We start from the raw sequence: 17,659 nt of genomic DNA, 5'->3' as shown, positions 1-17,659 counted from the left end.
CATCCTTGCGCAGTCGGCACATCCCGCGATGCAGCAAAAAATCCGCCACGGGGGACGGATTCATGCAACCGCTACCGCCGGGTCGCTTCCGCGAGCCTCGACCGGATCAGTCTGATATTTTGTTCGGCGGCTATTCTCTGCTGCAGGAGCAGGTCCTCCGAGGTTGCCGTTCCGGTGGCGAACAGGAGCGCGTCCCGGGGCTGAATGCCGTCCGCTTCGGATACTCGGCCGTTCTTGGATACCCATACACAGCTTTTCATTGCCGCATCCCTCCCAGAAATAAGCTCACCAGCCGGATCATCTGCGTGTTAGGCCCTATTATAGCATTATTCACGCTGTCTTTGTAGCGCATATAGCGGAGGTTGCTCCAGGACGGTCCCGCCGGAAAATGGAATGTCGCCACGTAAGGGCCGCTACGGACACAGTAAAAGAACTTTTGGCGGGCTTCCTTGTAGTATACGCCCTCGGCCCGGCTTCCCATGCCGTACGTGAGCGCGATATAGGAGCTTTGATCGTCCAGGGCGAACGCCCGCACCGCCGACGTCTGCCCCCAGCAGGCGACGAAGCGCAGCTCTCCGCCCTCATGCCGGTAGAGAGAAGCCCCGTTGCAGGCTTCATAATGTCCGACGGTCTCCCGGCTCCAGCTGCCATAGGCATGCTTCACCTGGCGGCCCTGCAGCCGCTGGCTGACCGTGCCCAGCCAGTCCGCCCAGCTGCCCGGAGGCTCCAGCCGGACTTGCGGCAGCAGCGCCGTCATCAGGTCGAAGCTTGTTCCGGCCTGCTCCAGCCGCAGGCTGTTGTCCATGATGGACGGCTCCAGCGGGAGCAGCAGCAGGCCGCGGCGCAGCAGATCGCTGAAGTAGCTCTTCCAGTCGATCGGAACCGCTGACGCCAGGTCCTCCACATAGATGCCGCGCTGGCGGAGGTCGTACAGGAGCAGCCAGACATAGGGATCGACATGGGCGTCCGCCTCCTCGCAGGTGCGGAGATAATCCAGCAGCCGGCCATTATCGGGATACTGGCCGGTCTCTTCGACCGAACGGTCGATATAGGCATCGAGCCGGTGAGCCACGGTGGCAAAAAAGCGGGCCTTCACCTGCGCGTCGGCCCAGACGAGCGCCGCGATTCCTTTGTCGAGCGCCGAGATCAGCTCCGAATGGGTCACCGTGATGCCCGAGACGGGATCGTAGGTCCCTGCCTTCGTTCCGATGAACAGCACATAGAGGTCGGACTCCCCGACCGCTTCCAGGCATTTTTCCACCGGGTTGAGATAGGAGGGCCACGGGCCCAGATTTTCTTCCCACATCAGCGGTTCATGGCCGAGGCTCTCCAGTTCCCGGAAAGCCGTCCGCCGCAGCGGCTTCAATCCGTCCTCGTTGACGGAGCTGATGAATACTTTGGTTTTGCCCATTTCGGCTTCCCTCCCGCGCGGCCAGGCTTGTTTCCTGATTGTACCATATGGAAAGGAGGGATCGAGGGACAAAAGGAGCAATCCGAGCGCAGTCTTCATGACAAAGCGGCTGGAGGATCCAACCCTGGCGCGGCACGGCTGCTTCCGGGAGACAAGAAAGACGGGCAAAAGGACAGAACCATGCCGCAGGATTCCATTGGAAATGGAAAAAAGGCCAGCCGGGACAACCGGCTTGCCTGAGCGATGAAGAATACGGTCCCGAAGGGATGCCGATATATTCGAACCGCAGCCAGAAGCGGATCGCCTCCAGCAAGGAGCCGACAAGCTCGGATGCGTACCTGGATCCACGCGGGGCCGTTGGGGTTCAAATATGGACGGAGGGCAGCCTCCGTCCAGCGTATATGCCCGCCCTGACCGGACGCGCTGGCCGGCGGCAGGCCTCAGCGGGTACGGCGGCGGCCTAGCAGCGTCGCCATCGCAAGCAGGGCCAGAGCTTCGGCGGCGGCGATGACAATCGCGAGCGGCAGGGCGCTGCCCTCGCCTCCGAGTCCCGACAGCGCCGAGAACGCCATTCCGGCGGCGAACTGCAGCATTCCGATCAGAGCGGATGCGCTGCCTGCGGCGCTGCCGGCATTTTGCATCGACAGAGACGTCGATGCCGTGCCGACGATGCCCACGCTCGACACGACGATGAACAGGGAGGCCATCACCGGAGCAAGGCCTCCTCCCAGCAGCACGGTCGCGAGCAGAGCGGCGCCGCCGCAGAGGGCGATCAGGACGCCGCTGCGGAACAGGCGCTCCGTGTTCATGCTCATTGCCAGCCTTCCGGTCAACTGGGAGGCGATGATGATTCCCGCTCCGTTGAGCGCGAAGATGAAGCTGTACTGGGATGGCGACACCCCGTACAGCTGCTGCAGCACGAAGGACGAGCCGGAGATGTATGCGAACATCGCTCCCGACACGAGGCTCATCGTCAGCACGAAGCCCATGAAGGAACGGTCCCTCAGGAAGAAGCCGAAGCTGCCGATCGTCTGCCTCAGCCCGCCCTTGGCGCGGCGCTGCGGAGCCAGCGTTTCCGGCAGCGCGAGCCATGCGGCCGCCAGCAGAATGATGCCGAGAATGGCGAGGAACACGAACGTCCCGCGCCAGCTGACGAAGCGCAGCAGCTGGCCGCCGAAGATCGGCGCCAGAATCGGGGCGGCGCCGTTGATCAGCATGAGCTGCGAGAAGAATCGCGTCATCTCCTTGCCGGAGTAGAGATCGCGCACGACCGCTCTGGCGATGACGATGCCGGCCGCTCCGGAGAGGCCCTGGATCAGCCGGCAGGCGAGCAGCATCGCGATGCTGCCGCTGAAGGCGCAGAGCAGCGAGGAAGCCGCATAGATGGCGAGAGCGACGAGCAGCGGTTTTTTGCGGCCCCGGGCGTCGCTGAGCGGACCGGCCAGCAGCTGCCCGGCAGCCAGGCCGAGCATGCAGAACGTCAGGCTGAGCTGCCCCAGCAGCTTGGTCCCGCCGAGCTCGGCCGTCATTTCCGGCAGCGCCGGCAAGTACATATCCAGCGAAAAGGGCCCGATCGCCGTGAGCGAGCCCAGCATGATCGCCAATCCCCAGCGGCGCGGCGCTGCGGAATCCGCTCCGGCGTCCGGCTGCCCGGCTGAGACCGCTGCCTGGCTGCCGGCCGGCTGTCGGGAAGAAGCTCCTTCTTGGCCCGGCTGCGGATGGTCTTCAGTGGTGGTCGGCAAGATGCATCCTCCTTGGATTCAGCCGCGGATGCGGAAAGGGAGCGATCCGCCCAATCCCGCCCGGCCGAAATACATCGAATTCACCTATCGTACCGCAAATCCCGCCTCCCGCCAATCTCTCATTTCGTTGAAGGAAGATATCTCTCCCTTGCACCGCAAGGCTCGGCTATGCCTATATTCTCAAGGCGCCTTCGCCATCCCGGACAAGATTCCATCCCGTTCATCCATCAACGGCTTGTCCATACGCCCGAACGAAACAGCTTCCGCCAGCTCCTCGACCTGCTTCCGGGATTAGAAAAAAACCCCCTCGGCCGGCCACAATTCCGCCGCCTTCTGAAGGCGGCAATGTGATCTTCCTCGGGGACTTCAGCCTATCGGCAGGCTCGAAGCTCATAACTTCAGCCTGAAGGGGCGGGACTTGCTACTTCAGCGCGCCAGGGATGCGGACGGCGATGAGCTTGCCGTCCGTCTGCACGATCAGGATCGAGCCGGTCCGGAGAGTAGGTCCGAACAGGCGGGATCCCGCATTCACCTTCAGGACGGGATCCGTCGTTTGGAGATTGAACGCATACAGGAAGCCGTCCGACTGGGCGGAGTAGACGCCGTTGCCGAACACCTCCGTGCGGACCGCAGGATTGTCTCCTGCCCAGGACACGGGATCTCCGTTGGCAGTCTTGAGCCCGCGCAGCGCTCCGCTGTCCCGGTCCACCAGGAACAGCCTGCCGGATGCCGGCTTGCCCGCCAGCTCCGTCCGCTCGCTGCGCTTGGCGTATGTCTTTGAAGGCTTCTGGCCCGGGACGTACCGGCTGAAGTCGAACTTCAGCACATTCGCGCCCGTATCCAGATAGAGGTCGCTTCCGTCCAGAAATGCCCTCTCTCCTCCGTATGGATAGGGAGGCTGGCCCGGCAGCTTGTAGCCGTATTCCCGGATTCCCTGCGACTTGCCCGTCCGCAGGTCGAGCACCGAGACCTTGAAGACGCGGTTCGGTGTCGCGTCCAGATCGGCATTGGGCAAGCCGTCCTTGACCGCATAGACCTTCCCGTCCTTCACGTCGAGCAGGCTGCTCGTAGAGTCCGCCTTCCACAGCAGCTTGCCCGTTCCCTTGTCCACGGCGTCCAGCTGGATCGATGTAATGGCCCCGGATACGACATAGGACATCAGCACGACCCCGTCATGCTCCTGGATTTCATAAGGCGCGTAGCTTGCCGACTTCTCCGTCTGCTTCCACAGCTTTTTGCCGTCGGAAGCCCGGAACGCCGTGACGACATTCCCAGTCGTCGCGTACACCGTATCGCCGCGCACGATAGGGGTGCGTCCTTCCTCTTGCCCGCCTGCGGACGATGTCCATTTGAGCTTGCCGGTTGCGGCATTCAGAGCGGCGATCTTGCCGTCCCGCTGCACGACATAGACGGAACTGCCTTCATACACGACAAAGGGTCGAAGTCCCGTTCCGTAACGGAACTTCTCTTTGCCGCTCTCGGCGCTGCGGGCAAGGAGCTTTCCGCCCATGACGGAATAGACGTTTCCTTTCTCCGCGACCGCATTGGTCGCGTACAGGAAGCCTTGCGGCCCCGGCTTGTCGATCGGGGCGGTCCAAAGAGGCTTGGCCAGCGGCGCGTTCAGCGCTGCCGGCGCGTAGCCCGGCGCGGACAGTACCGGCGCCTCGGCGCTTGCAGGAGCGGAGGGAATCGTCGCTCCGAGCAGCAGGGATACGCCAAGCAGCGCGGAAGACAGCCGCAGAGCGGAGTTTTTTCGGGTAGAAGTCAACATATGGGCATGCATCCTTTCCATCGTTGAAGGTAGTGGAGCAGGAATCCCGCCGGAATAACCGGCAGCGGTTCCTCCCCGTCTGGGGTTTACTCCCAGTCTCCTTTCTCTAGACGGAGCTTGCGGATAAAAGTTGCCTCGGGCTCCTGAATCCTCGACAAAAACGCGCTTCTATCTACGATGAGGGCCGAAGGGCTGCAAATCGAACAGCTCCGCCAGCTCCAGCAAATCATCGATGACGGCGTCGGCCTGCTTGAGCTCGTCTTCTTGAGCAAAGTCGAAGCGGCAGCCTACCGCCATGAGGCCGTTCTTTTTCGCGGCATTGTCGGACAGCCTGTCGCCGACGACGGCTGCCTGTTCGATGTCATGTTTCTTCAGGATATGGCCGACCAGGTCTCCCTTGTCTTGAGACGGGATGTGCTGGATGCTGAACGTTTCCGTGATCCAAGCGTCAAGCTTGTAATAGCTGACAATCGCGTTCAAATACTCGACCTGCCCGTTGCTTGCGATGAAGATCGGGCCGCCGGCCTGCTTCAATCGATCGAATATTTCGATCACGTGAGGATACAAGGCTCCTCGGCCGCCGGCAATGTTCGCGATCAGCTGCACATGAAAGTGATCGTTCGCCTTATGCCGGATGCCATCCGTATGGTCGGGCAATAGAGCTTTCCATACGACCGGCAGCGGAACCCCCATGATCTCGCGGTATTTCCCGATTGGAGCCGCGCCCGACCATTCGCCAAGCGATTTCAAGTAATCAAACGTATCCTGCAAGGAGATCTCTAAAATCTTGTCCGTTTGAAAAAGCGTTCCGTCCATGTCGAATATCAGTGCGATCGGCAATGCAGCTCTCTCCTCCATGCGTTTATATCCGAATTCCTTCCCTTGCTCCCTATCCTTCCACACGCCGCCCGCCCTTCCCTCTCTTCTGCGCGGCAAGCTCCGTCACGGAGAGGAGGAAAGAACAAAAAAACCTGTTCCGGCACGCCTGGAAGCCATGCGCGGGAACAGGTTTTTATTTGACGGATGCCCGGAACGCCCTTTACTTCCGGTGCATCTTGAACTCCAGGAACAGCTCGTTGTAATGCGAGAGCATGCGCTTGCCGAGGTTGTCGTACACCTCGAGCCGGCCCGTCAGCTCCTCCGGCGGATAGAAGCGCTCGTCCGAGGAGATTTCCTCGGGCAGGAGCGGAATCGCGTCCTTGTTCGGCGTGGAGTAGCCGACGTACTCGGCGTTCTGGGCGGCATTGGCCGGATCGAGCATGAAGTTCATGAACTTGTAGGCTCCGTCGAGATTGCGTGCCGTCCTCGGAATGACCATGTTGTCGAACCAGACGTTGGAGCCTTCCTTCGGAATGACGTAGTCGAGCTTGTCGTTCTCGTCCATGATTTCCGACGCATCGCCCGACCAGACGACTCCGGCGGCCGCTTCCTCGTTCGCGAGCAGCATCTTGATCTCGTCGCCGACGATCGCCTTCACGTTCGGCGTCAGCTTCTGCAGCTTGCGCAGCGCTTCCTGCAGATGCTCCTCCTTGCGGTCGTTGAGCGAATAGCCGAGGCTGTTGAGGCCGAAGCCCATCACCTCGCGCGCGCCGTCGACGAGCAGCAGGTTGTTCTTGAGGCGCGGATCCCACAGGTCGTCCCAGCTGTCGAACACGAGATCCTTGGGCGTCAGCTCCGGATTGTAGATGATGCCCACCGTTCCCCAGAAATAAGGGATGGAATAGTGGTTGTCCTTGTCGAAGCTTAGATTCAGGAAACGAGAATCGATATGCTTGAGATTGGGCAGCCGATCGTGGTCGATCGGCAGCAGCAGGTTCTCCTGCTTCATCTTGTCGATGGCGTACTCGGACGGGACCGCGACGTCGAACGTCGTGCCGCCCTGCTGCACCTTCGTCATCATCGCCTCGTTGGAGTCGAACGTCTGGTAGATGACGGTGATGCCTGTTTCCTTCTGGAATTTGGTCAGCAGGTCGGGATCGATGTAATCGCCCCAGTTTTAGATGGTCAGCGTATTGGACCCGGAATATCCCTGGCTGGAATTGAGGTAGGAAGCCAGGTACATGCAGCCGAGAGAGGCGACCAGAATGGCGGCGAAAGCCTGGATCAAGCCCTTCATCGCGATTCCCCCTCTCCCGCTCCGGCCATGACGCCGCCGCGCGACGCCGAGCCGGCTCTCGCCCCGCTCCGCCGGGTGATGAAGTAATACCCCGTGACGAGCAGGATCGTGAACAGGAAGATGAGCGTCGACAAGGCGTTGATCGACAGCGAGATGCCTTGGCGCGCCCTCGAGTAGATCTCGACCGAGAGCGTGGAGAAGCCGTTGCCGGTGACGAAGAACGTCACCGCGAAGTCGTCCAGCGAGTAGGTCAGCGCCATGAAGAAGCCGGCGAAGATGCCCGGACGGATGAACGGCAGCACGACGCCCGTAAGCACCTGCCAGCGGCTCGCGCCGAGATCGCGTGCGGCATCGATGAGCGTCGGGCTCATCTCCTGCAGCTTGGGCAGCACCATGAGCACGACGATCGGGACGCTGAAGGCGATATGCGACAGCAGCACGCTGAAGAAGCCGAGCCGGATGCCGATCATCGTGAACAGGATGAGGAACGAGGCGCCGATGATGACGTCGGGACTTACGATCAGCACGTTGTTGAAGCTGAGCAGCGTGTTCTTGTTCCGCCGCCGTCGCACCTCATAGATGGCGAGCGCGCCGACGATGCCGAGCACCGTCGACAGAAGGCCGGACAGCAGGGCGATGACGAGCGTGTTCAGCACGATGATCAGCAGCCGGGTATCGGCGAACACTTCCTTGTACCAATCCAGCGTGAACCCTTCGTAGCCGTGCATCGTGCCGCCGCTGTTGAAGGAGTAGAACGTCAGATAGAAGATCGGCGCGTACATGACCGCGAAGACCGCGATCAGATACAGATTGGACCATGGCCATTTTCTGGTGGCATTCACTTCTACCTTCTCACCTCCCGTTTACCGGCTGCGAACATGATCAGCACCATGACGATAATCAAAAACACCGCGATCGTGGAGCCCATGCCCCAGTCCTGCGTGACGAGAAAATGCTGCTCGATGGCCGTGCCGAGCGTAATGACGCGGTTGCCGGCGACAAGCCGCGTGATCATGAACAGCGACAGCGCCGGGATGAACACGGCCTGGCAGCCGGCCTTGACGCCGTCCAGCGTCAGCGGGAACACGACCCGGCGGAACGTCGTCCACGGCGATGCGCCGAGATCCCTCGCCGCGAACACGAGAGACGGATTCAGCTCTTCGAGCGAATTGAAGATCGGCAGGATCATGAACGGAATGAAGATGTAGACCGAGACGAACACGAAGCTGAAGTCGGTGAACAGAATTTGCTGCGCCCCGATGCCGAGCCACTCCAGCGAGCGGTTGACGGCGCCGTACGTCCCGAAGATGCCGAGGAACGCGTACACCTTGAGCAGCAGATTGATCCAGGTCGGCAAGATGATGAGCAGCAGCCACAGCTGCTTGTGCTTCGTCCGCGTCAGCAGCCAGGCGGCCGGGTAGGCGATCAGCAGCGAGAACAGCGTGATCAGGAACGCGTACCAGAACGAGCTCAGCGTCATCTTGAGGTAGACCGGCGTGAAGAAGCGGACGTAGTTGTCCAGCGTGAACGCGCCGTCGACATTGAAGAAGGACTTGTACAGCGTCAGCGCGATCGGCGCCGCCACGAACAGCAGAATCCACAGGACATAGGGAACGAGGAAGAAGTTGCGGTTGCGGACGGCCACTAGCTGTTCCCTCCGGGCCTGCCCGTCTCGATGGAAGCCGGCTCAGGCGCTCCCGAGCCCGGCTCGGCTCCTCCTCCGGCCGCGCCCGCGGCATCCGTGCCGCCGGCAGCTCCGCCCGCTTCGGCCGCCTCGCGCGTCCCGTCCGCGTCCTCGTACCCCTCCAGACGCCTGTCGAAGTCAGCCTCCGACTCTCCGAACCTCATGACGTGGATCGCCTCCGGCTCGAAATCAAGCCCGATGATCTCTCCGACGATCGCCTTGCGGGTCGAATGGACCATCCACTCGTTGCCGATGTCGTCGCGGCAGATGATCTCGTAATGCACCCCGCGGAACAGCTGGGTCTCGACGACGGCGCGCAGCTGGCCCTCGTCCGCCGGCTTCATCTCCAGATCCTCCGGACGCAGCACGACCTCGACCGGCTCTCCCCGGCGCAGGCCGCGGTCGACGCAGGTGAAGGCCTGTCCCGCGAACTCCACCTTGTAGTCCTCCAGCATGCGTCCCGGCACGATGTTGGATTCCCCGATGAAGTCGGCGACGAACCGGTTGATCGGCTCGTCGTAGATATCCGTCGGCGTGCCGCTCTGCTCGATGATCCCCTTGTTCAGGACAAAAATCTCGTCGGACATCGCCAGCGCTTCCTCCTGGTCATGCGTGACGAAGATGAACGTGATGCCGAGCCGCCGCTGCAGCTCGCGCAGCTCGTACTGCATCTCGTAGCGCAGCTTGAGGTCGAGCGCCGAGAGCGGCTCGTCGAGCAGCAGCACCTGCGGCTCGTTGACGATGGCGCGGGCGATCGCCACCCGCTGCCGCTGGCCGCCGGACATCTCCCGGATCTCGCGCTTGTCGTACCCCTCCAGGTTGACGAAGCGGAGAGCTTCCTTCACCTTGCGCTCGATCTCCGCTCCCTTGAGCTTGCGGATGCGCAGCCCGAAGGCGACGTTGTCGTAGACGTTGAGATGCGGGAACAGCGCATAGTCCTGAAAGACCGTATTGACCTGCCGCTTGTTGGCCGGGACCGAGTTGATGCTCTTGCCGTCCATGAGAATCTCCCCGGCCGTCGGCTCCATGAATCCGGCGATCAGCCGGAGAATGGTCGTCTTGCCGCAGCCTGACGGCCCCAGCAGCGTGTAGAACTTGCCCCGCTCGATGTCGAAGCTGACATCCTTCAGCACGGGAACGTCGTCATCGTACTGCTTGGTCACCCCGCGGAACGAGATGACCTTCGAATCGTTCATCGATGCTCCTCCTCTCCTGCGGCCTGAGCCGCGCCCGCCGGCGAATATCCGGTCCGCCGACGATCTTTATGCCTCATTATACCTGATTGCGCCCCTATTGGAATCATTCGGCGCTGCGGCGATCGGCAAAAAATTACGGTTCGAAAGACCCACAAAATACCTTCAATTCTTCCTGGCTGAGCCGTTGGGCCTTGGTTCCGATCCTTATCCTTCCATTTTCACGGATAATAAAGGCCTCAATATCTCGATAACTGGATATCGTTGTATATATGCCTTGCGCCCTAGGTCCGATTATCTCTAATCGCTATCCTGTTATAATACGGAAGGATTTGACGAAATTCGTCCTACATACACCAAGATTCAGTCAGGAGTGAGCCTATTGAGGCGAATCATTTGGACAGGTACGGCCATTGCCATGCTTGCAGCAGGGGGAGGGGCCGCATACGCGGTTCCGGGCAAGTCATCATATGAATCGGGAGCAAAAGCAGGACAAGAGACATCTCCCGTTGCCAGCGGGCAGGGACTGCGGTCTCAGCAGCCGGGCATCGAGAAACCGGAGACCCGGGGCACAGCCTATGCGGACGGTACCGCAGCCAAGGCTTCCGCAGGCATGCTCGGCGGCTCGCAAACGCCCGCAGTCTCGTCGGCTTCCGGCGCGGGCGGCAGCTCCGCTCCGGCGGCGCAGGGAACTCAAGCGGGCGGCAGCCCGCAAGCTGCATCGGCAGCAGGAAGCGCTGACCGCCAGCAAGCTGCGGGAGCAATCGCCGATTACGCCTTGGATCAGCTCGGCTCTCCCTATGCCTACGGAGGCGCGTCGCCAACGGGCTTCGACGCCTCAGGCTTCCTGTACTACATCTACCGCTACTCGGCCGCGGCCGTGACCTTGCCGCGCACGATCGCGGAGCAGTTCAAGCAGGGAGCCGACGTAGGCGGACAAAGCCTGCTTCTGCCGGGCGACGCCGTCTTTTTCCGCAGCGGCGCCGCGATCACTTTCGCCGGCATCTATATCGGCAACCGCGAGTTCGCCGCCGCCACGGTGGATGGAGTCAAGCTGTCGAGCCTCTCCTCGGCATACTGGCAGGAGCGCTACGCCGGCGCCCGCCGCATGACCGGGACGGGGACGGGCAGCGCTTCCTCCGGCTCAACCGGCAGCGGCAGCGGCTCCGAGAGCGGCCTGGCAGCTCCGGACAGCCCTTCCGGCACGCTGGCCGGCACGGCCTATTTCAGCGGCATCTCGAAGTTTTTGGCCGCAGCCAAGCCGGTGCTGTCCCAATCCGCCTACACCCGTCTGGAGGAGAAAGCCGAGCTTGGCCTGCAGCAGTATGAGCACGGCCTGTACGCCGACATGCTGGAGAGCCATCGGGACGTGGCCGATCTGATCGAAGCGCTGCCTGCCGCCGACCGGACCGCGATCGGGATCAAAGGCAGCGAGCTCTACGGTTCCACCCTTCCTGCCGGCCTTTACGACATCAGCGCCGCAGGAGAGCTGAAGCTGCATCCGGAGAGCGGATATAAAGTCACCTTGATGCAGCAGGCCGCCGCCGAGCAGCTATGGACCCAGGTGAAGGCCATGTATCCGAAAGCCTATCTGTCCCTCATCAGGCAGTTCCGGCTGGAAATCAAGCGGGGAGCCGTCTCCCGGACGGAAACGATCGGCAAGGCTCAGGTCCGGCTCGTCCTCGATCCTTCCGACCTGACCCCGGGAGCCAAGGAGCGCACCCGCTGGGCGCTCGCCCATGAGCTCGGACGCCTGGTCACCCAGCAAGGGCCGGCAGGCTCCGAGCTGGACCATCTGGGCTCGCCTTCCGCGGCTGCGGACGGAGCGGGCGGAATCGTCGGCTCGGCTTACGCGGGTCCCGCTCCGGGAAGCGGCCAATGGGCTTATTTCCGCAAGGACTCGCTGATGACCCGGTACTACAGCAAATTCTGGACGCCGGAAGTCGTGCGGGATGCGCGGGCCGGCAAGCCCATGACCGCCATCTACACGAAGCTGTTCTTCCGCGAGGCCAGCGCTTATCAGGCGGGAGAGGACATCGCCGACGCCTGGGCCGCGTTCATTCTGTACGACAAGCCGATCAAGCCCGTCGACCGGCGCGACGAGAAGGTTCTGTTCTTCTATTCCAGTCCCGAGCTCGCCGCTGTCCGCACCGAAGTCCGCAAAGGCATGGCTTTGGCCAAATCCTATCCCAAAACGACCACCTTCGCCGACCTCATCGGTCCGCGGACCTGGTAGAACCGAGGCAGTCCGGAATATCCCGGCTGCCTTCTTTTTGCGTATCCGCCCGATTTCACGTCCGGATCCGATGAAATCACCGAATGTCCCATTCCATGACCGGCTTGAAAACATATGTAAATAGAGAAGAAGAAGCGGCTGCGCGGCAGCCGCCCCTTGGAATGACCGGAAGCCAGATCCCATCCAAAGGAGTGACATCAAACGGGTATGAAACTGTCGGACGCCGTCATGAACTTGCTCGCCCGCCACGGAATCCGTCATCTGTTCCATGACCGTTCCGCCTTTTCTCCGGAGAAGGCATCCCTGCTCGCGGCTGCTGCCCGCTCCGGCATCGCCGCTGAAGGCATGCCGGATCTCGCCTTGGCCGAAGCTGCTGCCGAAGGCTGCTCCGCCGCAAGCGGACTGGCCGCGGCCGTCATCGGGACAAGCGCATCGCCAGGCGGCTCCGCTACGCTGCAATTGGTATTGAATATACAGCATGAACGTTCTTATGCATTGCCGCCGCATAGGGCTGCAGCCGATCGCGCGCTGCTTCCATTCCAGCCTGAGGACGGAGCCTCGTTCGACGACGACGCGCTTGCAGCCGGCCTGTACGACAAGATCGGCAAAGCGCTCTGCCTCGCCGCCCGCGCCCATTCTCTCCAGGCTTGCTTCCGCTTGGACGGGATCCGCCTGGAGCGGGACGCCGATTCCCTGCGGCTGCGGCCCTTCGAGGAATCGGATGAATACTGGGAGCTGCTCGCCTCGGAGCCCCCGATCCGCGATGCCGATCTCGATCGCCTGATCGATGGCCTGCGCTCGTCCAGGCGTCCGCTCCTGGCTGTCGGAGCGGACGTCCGACATTCGGGTGCCGCTGCCGAGCTCCGGCAGCTGCTTGATCTAACGGGCATTGCCGCCGCAGCGAGCTTGGGCGGGCTGGACTCGCTGCCCTCGGGCTCGCCGCTCAACCTCGGCCTTGCGGACGGCTGCCGTCACGCCAAGCCGGATCTGGTGCTGGCGCTGGGATGCTCCTCCGCCTCCTTCGGCCTTCTCCGCGATGCGGGAGGACGCCTTATCCGCGTGAATTATGGCAGCTGCAGCCACGGGAACCCGGAGGGCGCCCCCGAGTTCAACAGCGATCCCCGGCTGTTCCTGACCGCGCTGTGCTCCCGGCTCCAAGCGGCCGGCTTTTCCGACTCCGAAAAAGCGATCCGTCGCTGCAAGCCTCGGAGCTCTCGGCTTCCTGCTCCGGAAGCCCTGCAGCAGCCCGATCTGCTCGTTGTCCAGTCCCATCAGCCCGGTCTGGTGAAGCTGTTGAGCCCGTCGCCTCTACGCGGCGGCCAGCGGCTCATCCCGATTGCCGGCGGTCCGGAAAGGGCGGCTGCAGCCGCCCTCGGCGCGATGATCGCCCGGCCCGATCGGACGGCAGCGCTCATCGCGGACCGCCGCAGCCTGTCCGCCATTCCATCCGAGCTGCTGAAGCTGCTGGCCTCTGCCGGATCGGAGCGGCTGCCGAGGCCATTGCCAGGCAGCCGCATCCTGCTGCTCCCGCTTCGGAAGCCTGCGGCTCCAGGCCCATCTGTGCTATAATTCAGCCGCAAGCTCAGCGGCCTTCAAGTCCCTTCACGACGGAATCCAGATTTTCCTTGGACACCCCGTTCAGCTCCGGAAAGCCTTGACGCTCCAGGCTCACCGTCTTTCCGGCCTGAATCGGATATACGCCCTTCAGCAAGCCGAGCACCTGATAGCCGTCCTGCCCTTCCAGCTTCTGGAGGAAAACCAGGTAATCCGGCCCGGAGGCCCAAGCTCCGGGATAACGCTCGTTGGCCTCCGTCTGCGAAGGCGGCGGCAACGGCTCGATGCCCGTCGTAATGATTCGGACCGAGCTGCTGGACGGGCATTTGAGCATCCGCTCCACGGTGAACGGCTGGACAAAATTCACAAGCCTCCCCTGAGGAGCGGTGCGGTCGGTCAGAACCATCCGGTCGCTGTCCGAGAAGCGGCCGACGGCGATGCAGTCGGCTTGCTTGGCAAGCTGGGAAGCGCTGACGACCGTCGTATCGCCCACGACATCTTTGTCGAGACGGAATGGAGCCGCTGCGGCTCCGGCGACGGCAACAACAGCCAGCAGCAGCAGGGACGCCGCTGCCGGCGGTATCCGCCTTTTGCCGGCGGTTGATTTTCTCTTCCAGGCTTTCATCGTTCGCTGCACCTCGATTCACTCGGATTGCCGCTATTGCCGGCCTAGCGCTAGTATGGATTGGAAGCGCTGGAATATTCGCGGCCTCGGCCCGGCCGGGCCGCCCACCACCAGTCAAGGAGGAACATAACCATGGAATACCGGAAGCTAGGCGCAAGCGGGCTTCGCGTGTCGGCCATCGGCCTCGGCACGAACGCCTTCGGGAAGAGAGCCGATGAAGAGACCAGCATCTCGATCCTGCACAGCGCCTTCAGCAACGGCATCAATTTCATCGACACCGCCAACATCTACGCCGGCACCGAAAGCGAGCGGATCATCGGCAAAGCCATACAGGGCCGACGAGCCGACATCGTTCTGACGACAAAAGCCGGGCTTCCGAGAGGCGAAGGGCCGAACAGCCGCGGAGCGTCCCGCAGCCATCTCATGACGGAGCTCGAAGGAAGCTTGAGCAGGCTCGGAACGGACTACGTCGATCTGTACCAGATCCATACGTTCGATCCCGAAACGCCGCTGGAGGAAACGCTCCGCGCGCTCGACGACATGGTCCGCTCCGGCAAAGTCCGTTACATCGGAGCTTCCAACTATCAGGCTTGGGAGCTCATGAAGGCCATCGGCATCAGCGACCGTCTAGGGCTGAACCGCTACGTCTCGATTCAGACCAGCTACTCGCTTGCCGACCGCACGCCCGAGATCGAGCTGGTGCCTTTATGTCTGGACCAAGGCCTCGGCCTGATTCCCTACTTCCCGCTCGCAGGCGGAATCCTCACCGGCAAATACGCAGCTGGGGCCGATGCCCCGCCAGGCTCCCGGCTGGAGAGTGACCCGGCGTTCGGCCGCTTCATGAAGGGCGATTACATCGGCCTCGGCCAAGACGTATCCGAGCTGGCCGAGGAAGCCGGATGCGAGCCCGCCGCCCTGTCGATGCGCTGGCTGCTGGACAAGCCTGCCGTGGCGAGCGTCATCGCCGGCGCCACGAGCACCAGGCAGCTGGAGGCCAATCTGCGCAGCCTCGAGCTTGCGGCGGATCCAGCCATCAAGGACGAGCTGGAGCGGATCAGCCGCCCGTTCCGCTACGGCGAGCCATTTGCGAGCTACCGGCTGTAGAGCGTCGGCCTGCGGGCATGCAGGCCTCATGCCCCCTATTGATCACGGCATCATGAGAGGCGCTTCAAAGGGCACGGCTGGCGTGTATGAATGTACAGACACAGCCTATGAAAGCCCGAAAAGGAGATCTCCTATGCCCTCTCCATCCCCATCCCGCATCAAGCGAACGACTTGGCCTCGTCTGGCGGGCCTCATCCTGTTCGCTGTCTTCATGGTTTCAGCCTGCCTGTTTCATTTGCGCGAGCCGGAGGGCTTCGCCTCGATGCTGCCGGACCGGGTCCCTCTGCGCGTCCCGATTATTTATGCGACGGCGGTGCTGGAAGCGGCCATCGCCGTGCTGCTGCTCTTTCCGGCAACGCGCGGCTGGACCGGAATGGCGACTGCGCTGTATTTGATTCTCATCTTTCCAGCCAATATTTACGCGGCGGCCCAAGGAATTCCGTTCCCCGGAAGCGAGCACACCTCCTCCGCGGCTCTCTGGCTCCGCTTGCTTGCCCAGCCGCCGCTCATCTGGTGGGTGCTCTGGTGCTCGCGGCATCCGTCGCCCGGCAGATAACGGACCTCTCTCCGGCCTTCAAAGGTTTTGAAAAAGCAGAACGCCCTCCGGCCATGCCGGAAGGCGTTCTTTTTGCTGGATGGAGGATCGGGCAAGAGAAGATTGCGATGACGATCAAAGGGGGATCAGCCGTTGATGGCGGTCAGCCCCCGTCTGCTCAGTGGCCGCCCATCATCATTTGCGGTTCCGGATTCAGCTCGCTTCCGTCCGCTCCTTTTTGAGGCTTGGGCTTATTGAGCAGGAATCCGACCAGGACGCCGAGCACGGCGACCCAGATCAGGATCGCAAAGGTGTCCCCGTAGGAAGCTGTAAGAAGCTTATGCGGATCCTGGCCGAGCTCCGGCGCGTAATGCTTGATGCGGCTGGTCACGTAGGTGGACAGTCCCGCGATGGCGAGCGACGAGACGACCTGCTGCAGCGCCGCCGTCAGCGAGGTGACGCGTCCGACCAGATGAGCCGGAGCCGATTGGATGATATGCGTGTTGAGCGGCATCATCGAGATGCCCATGCCGGCTCCAAGCAGGACGAGCGGCAGGATCATGCCCGATACGCCGGTGTCGACGGTAATGCGGGAGAACAGGAAGGCTGCGCCCGTAATCAGGGTCAGCCCGCTGATGACGAGCGGACGAGCGCCGATGCGGTCGTACAGCCTGCCTCCGATCGGCATGAAGATGCCCGCAGCCAGCGCTTGCGGCAGCAAGACGAGGCCGGTTTCCAGAGGCGTATAGTTTTTCCCGGTCTGGAGGAACAGCGGAATCATGAAGATCGTGCCGAAGAGCGCGATCTGGGAAATCCACTGGACGATGACGCCCCGAGAGAAGTTGGCGGACTTGAACACCCGCAGCTCAAGCAGCGGATTGCGGCGGCGAAGCTCGACGATGATGAAAATGAGAAGCGATACGCCCCCGACAACAAGGCCGGTGATCGTCCGTGCGGAGCCCCAGTCGGTGCCGCCTTCGGATACGCCATAAGCGAGACCGGCGAAGGCAAGAGGCCCGAAGATCATGCCTTTGATATCGAGCTCCGGAACGCTTTGCCGGTCGATGGCAGGCAGCGTGCGCAGGCCGAGCAGGACGGCGATGACGCCGATCGGCAGGTTGATGAGGAAGATCCAGTGCCAGGATACGTCCTGAACGAGCCAGCCGGCTACGACCGGACCGAGCGCCGGAGCGAGCAGCATCGGAATGCCGATCATGCCCATTACGGCTCCGACCTTGCCTGGAGGAGCGATGCGGTAGGTGAATGCCATGGCGATCGGAGCGACCATGCCGCCGCCGAGCCCTTGCAGCACGCGGTAGATGATCAGCTGATCCACGGTCGTCGCCAAGGCGCAGAGGCCCGAGCCGACGGTGAACAAAATGACGGAGACGAGAAAGATGGTTTTGGCCCCGAAACGGTCGGACAGCCAGCCGGCGAGCGGAATGACGGCTGCCTGGGCAAGCGCGTAGCCGGTTACCGTCCACTGGACCAGAGTCAGCGAGGTGACGCCGAAATCTTGCTGCAGCTGGGGCAGCGCCACGTTCATCGCCGTCCCGTCCAAAATGACCATGAACATGCCGATGATGATGGCGACCAGCGGCACCATGATGGCGCGCATGGATACTTCCGCAGCTGCGGAAGGCGAGGCTTGAGGTTGGCTCGACACCGGTTTCCCACTCCTTGTTTCC

14 protein-coding genes and 1 pseudogene are annotated in these 17,659 nt (G+C 62.3%); 4 read left to right on the top strand and 11 right to left on the bottom strand.

The window, feature by feature from the left end:
- Nucleotides 1-71: 71 nt before the first annotated feature.
- The 9 genes and pseudogenes from CIC07_RS04990 to CIC07_RS04950 all read right to left on the bottom strand — a co-directional run bounded on the left by CIC07_RS04990 (nucleotide 72) and on the right by CIC07_RS04950 (nucleotide 9,920).
- Entirely contained in the window at nucleotides 72-260 is a 189-nt protein-coding gene (locus CIC07_RS04990; protein WP_021881857.1) for a hypothetical protein, read from the bottom strand.
- On the bottom strand, nucleotides 257-1,411 hold the full coding sequence (locus CIC07_RS04985) for a DUF4062 domain-containing protein (RefSeq protein ID WP_076358811.1): 1,155 nt from the start codon (nucleotides 1,409-1,411) through the stop codon (nucleotides 257-259). Before CIC07_RS04985 ends, CIC07_RS04990 begins: the two co-directional genes overlap by 4 nt.
- Nucleotides 1,412-1,851: 440 nt before the next feature.
- Complete coding sequence (locus tag CIC07_RS04980) at nucleotides 1,852-3,153, bottom strand: multidrug effflux MFS transporter (RefSeq protein WP_234993041.1); 1,302 nt, start codon at nucleotides 3,151-3,153, stop codon at nucleotides 1,852-1,854.
- Nucleotides 3,154-3,574: 421 nt separating this feature from the next.
- Nucleotides 3,575-4,924, bottom strand: coding sequence for an outer membrane protein assembly factor BamB family protein (locus CIC07_RS04975; RefSeq protein WP_076358808.1), 1,350 nt, complete (start codon nucleotides 4,922-4,924; stop codon nucleotides 3,575-3,577).
- Nucleotides 4,925-5,092: 168 nt separating this feature from the next.
- Nucleotides 5,093-5,764 (bottom strand): HAD family hydrolase, encoded by a 672-nt coding sequence (locus tag CIC07_RS04970; protein WP_094248456.1) that lies wholly within the window; start codon nucleotides 5,762-5,764, stop codon nucleotides 5,093-5,095.
- Nucleotides 5,765-5,963: 199 nt separating this feature from the next.
- Nucleotides 5,964-7,040 (bottom strand): annotated as a pseudogene (locus CIC07_RS04965) (ABC transporter substrate-binding protein).
- Nucleotides 7,037-7,822 (bottom strand): ABC transporter permease, encoded by a 786-nt coding sequence (locus CIC07_RS04960; protein WP_076358877.1) that lies wholly within the window; start codon nucleotides 7,820-7,822, stop codon nucleotides 7,037-7,039. Before CIC07_RS04960 ends, CIC07_RS04965 begins: the two are co-directional and overlap by 4 nt.
- A 62-nt stretch (nucleotides 7,823-7,884) precedes the next feature.
- Nucleotides 7,885-8,685, bottom strand: coding sequence for an ABC transporter permease (locus tag CIC07_RS04955; RefSeq protein WP_076358806.1), 801 nt, complete (start codon nucleotides 8,683-8,685; stop codon nucleotides 7,885-7,887).
- Entirely contained in the window at nucleotides 8,685-9,920 is a 1,236-nt protein-coding gene (locus tag CIC07_RS04950) for an ABC transporter ATP-binding protein (RefSeq protein WP_094248341.1), read from the bottom strand. Before CIC07_RS04950 ends, CIC07_RS04955 begins: the two co-directional genes overlap by 1 nt.
- A gap of 379 nt (nucleotides 9,921-10,299) precedes the next feature.
- On the opposite strand from CIC07_RS04950, the gene CIC07_RS04945 reads away from it, so the two are divergent.
- Together CIC07_RS04945 and CIC07_RS04940 are read left to right on the top strand one after the other, a co-directional pair.
- Nucleotides 10,300-12,153 carry a C40 family peptidase gene (locus CIC07_RS04945; protein ID WP_076358805.1) on the top strand — a complete coding sequence of 618 codons (1,854 nt, stop codon included), beginning with the start codon at nucleotides 10,300-10,302 and terminating at the stop codon, nucleotides 12,151-12,153.
- A gap of 207 nt (nucleotides 12,154-12,360) precedes the next feature.
- Entirely contained in the window at nucleotides 12,361-13,722 is a 1,362-nt protein-coding gene (locus CIC07_RS04940; protein ID WP_076358804.1) for a hypothetical protein, read from the top strand.
- 13 nt (nucleotides 13,723-13,735) lie between these two features.
- Here CIC07_RS04940 and CIC07_RS04935 read toward each other — a convergent pair whose 3' ends face one another.
- Complete coding sequence (locus CIC07_RS04935) at nucleotides 13,736-14,332, bottom strand: hypothetical protein (RefSeq protein WP_076358803.1); 597 nt, start codon at nucleotides 14,330-14,332, stop codon at nucleotides 13,736-13,738.
- A gap of 132 nt (nucleotides 14,333-14,464) precedes the next feature.
- On the opposite strand from CIC07_RS04935, the gene CIC07_RS04930 reads away from it, so the two are divergent.
- Both CIC07_RS04930 and CIC07_RS04925 read left to right on the top strand, forming a co-directional pair.
- Nucleotides 14,465-15,436, top strand: coding sequence for an aldo/keto reductase (locus CIC07_RS04930; RefSeq protein WP_076358802.1), 972 nt, complete (start codon nucleotides 14,465-14,467; stop codon nucleotides 15,434-15,436).
- A gap of 133 nt (nucleotides 15,437-15,569) precedes the next feature.
- Nucleotides 15,570-15,992, top strand: a complete 423-nt coding sequence (locus tag CIC07_RS04925) for a DoxX family protein (protein ID WP_234993040.1) — start codon at nucleotides 15,570-15,572, stop codon at nucleotides 15,990-15,992.
- Nucleotides 15,993-16,149: 157 nt separating this feature from the next.
- Here the strand turns inward: CIC07_RS04925 and CIC07_RS04920 are convergent, their stop codons facing one another.
- Entirely contained in the window at nucleotides 16,150-17,589 is a 1,440-nt protein-coding gene (locus CIC07_RS04920; protein ID WP_076358875.1) for an MDR family MFS transporter, read from the bottom strand.
- Between the last annotated feature and the right edge of the window lie 70 nt (nucleotides 17,590-17,659).

It is taken from the genome of Paenibacillus sp. RUD330 (assembly GCF_002243345.2).
Classification (GTDB): Bacteria; Bacillota; Bacilli; order Paenibacillales; family Paenibacillaceae; genus Paenibacillus_O.
The sequence above is the reverse complement of the archived record's forward strand: the minus strand, read 5'-3'. Positions and strand labels throughout refer to the sequence as shown.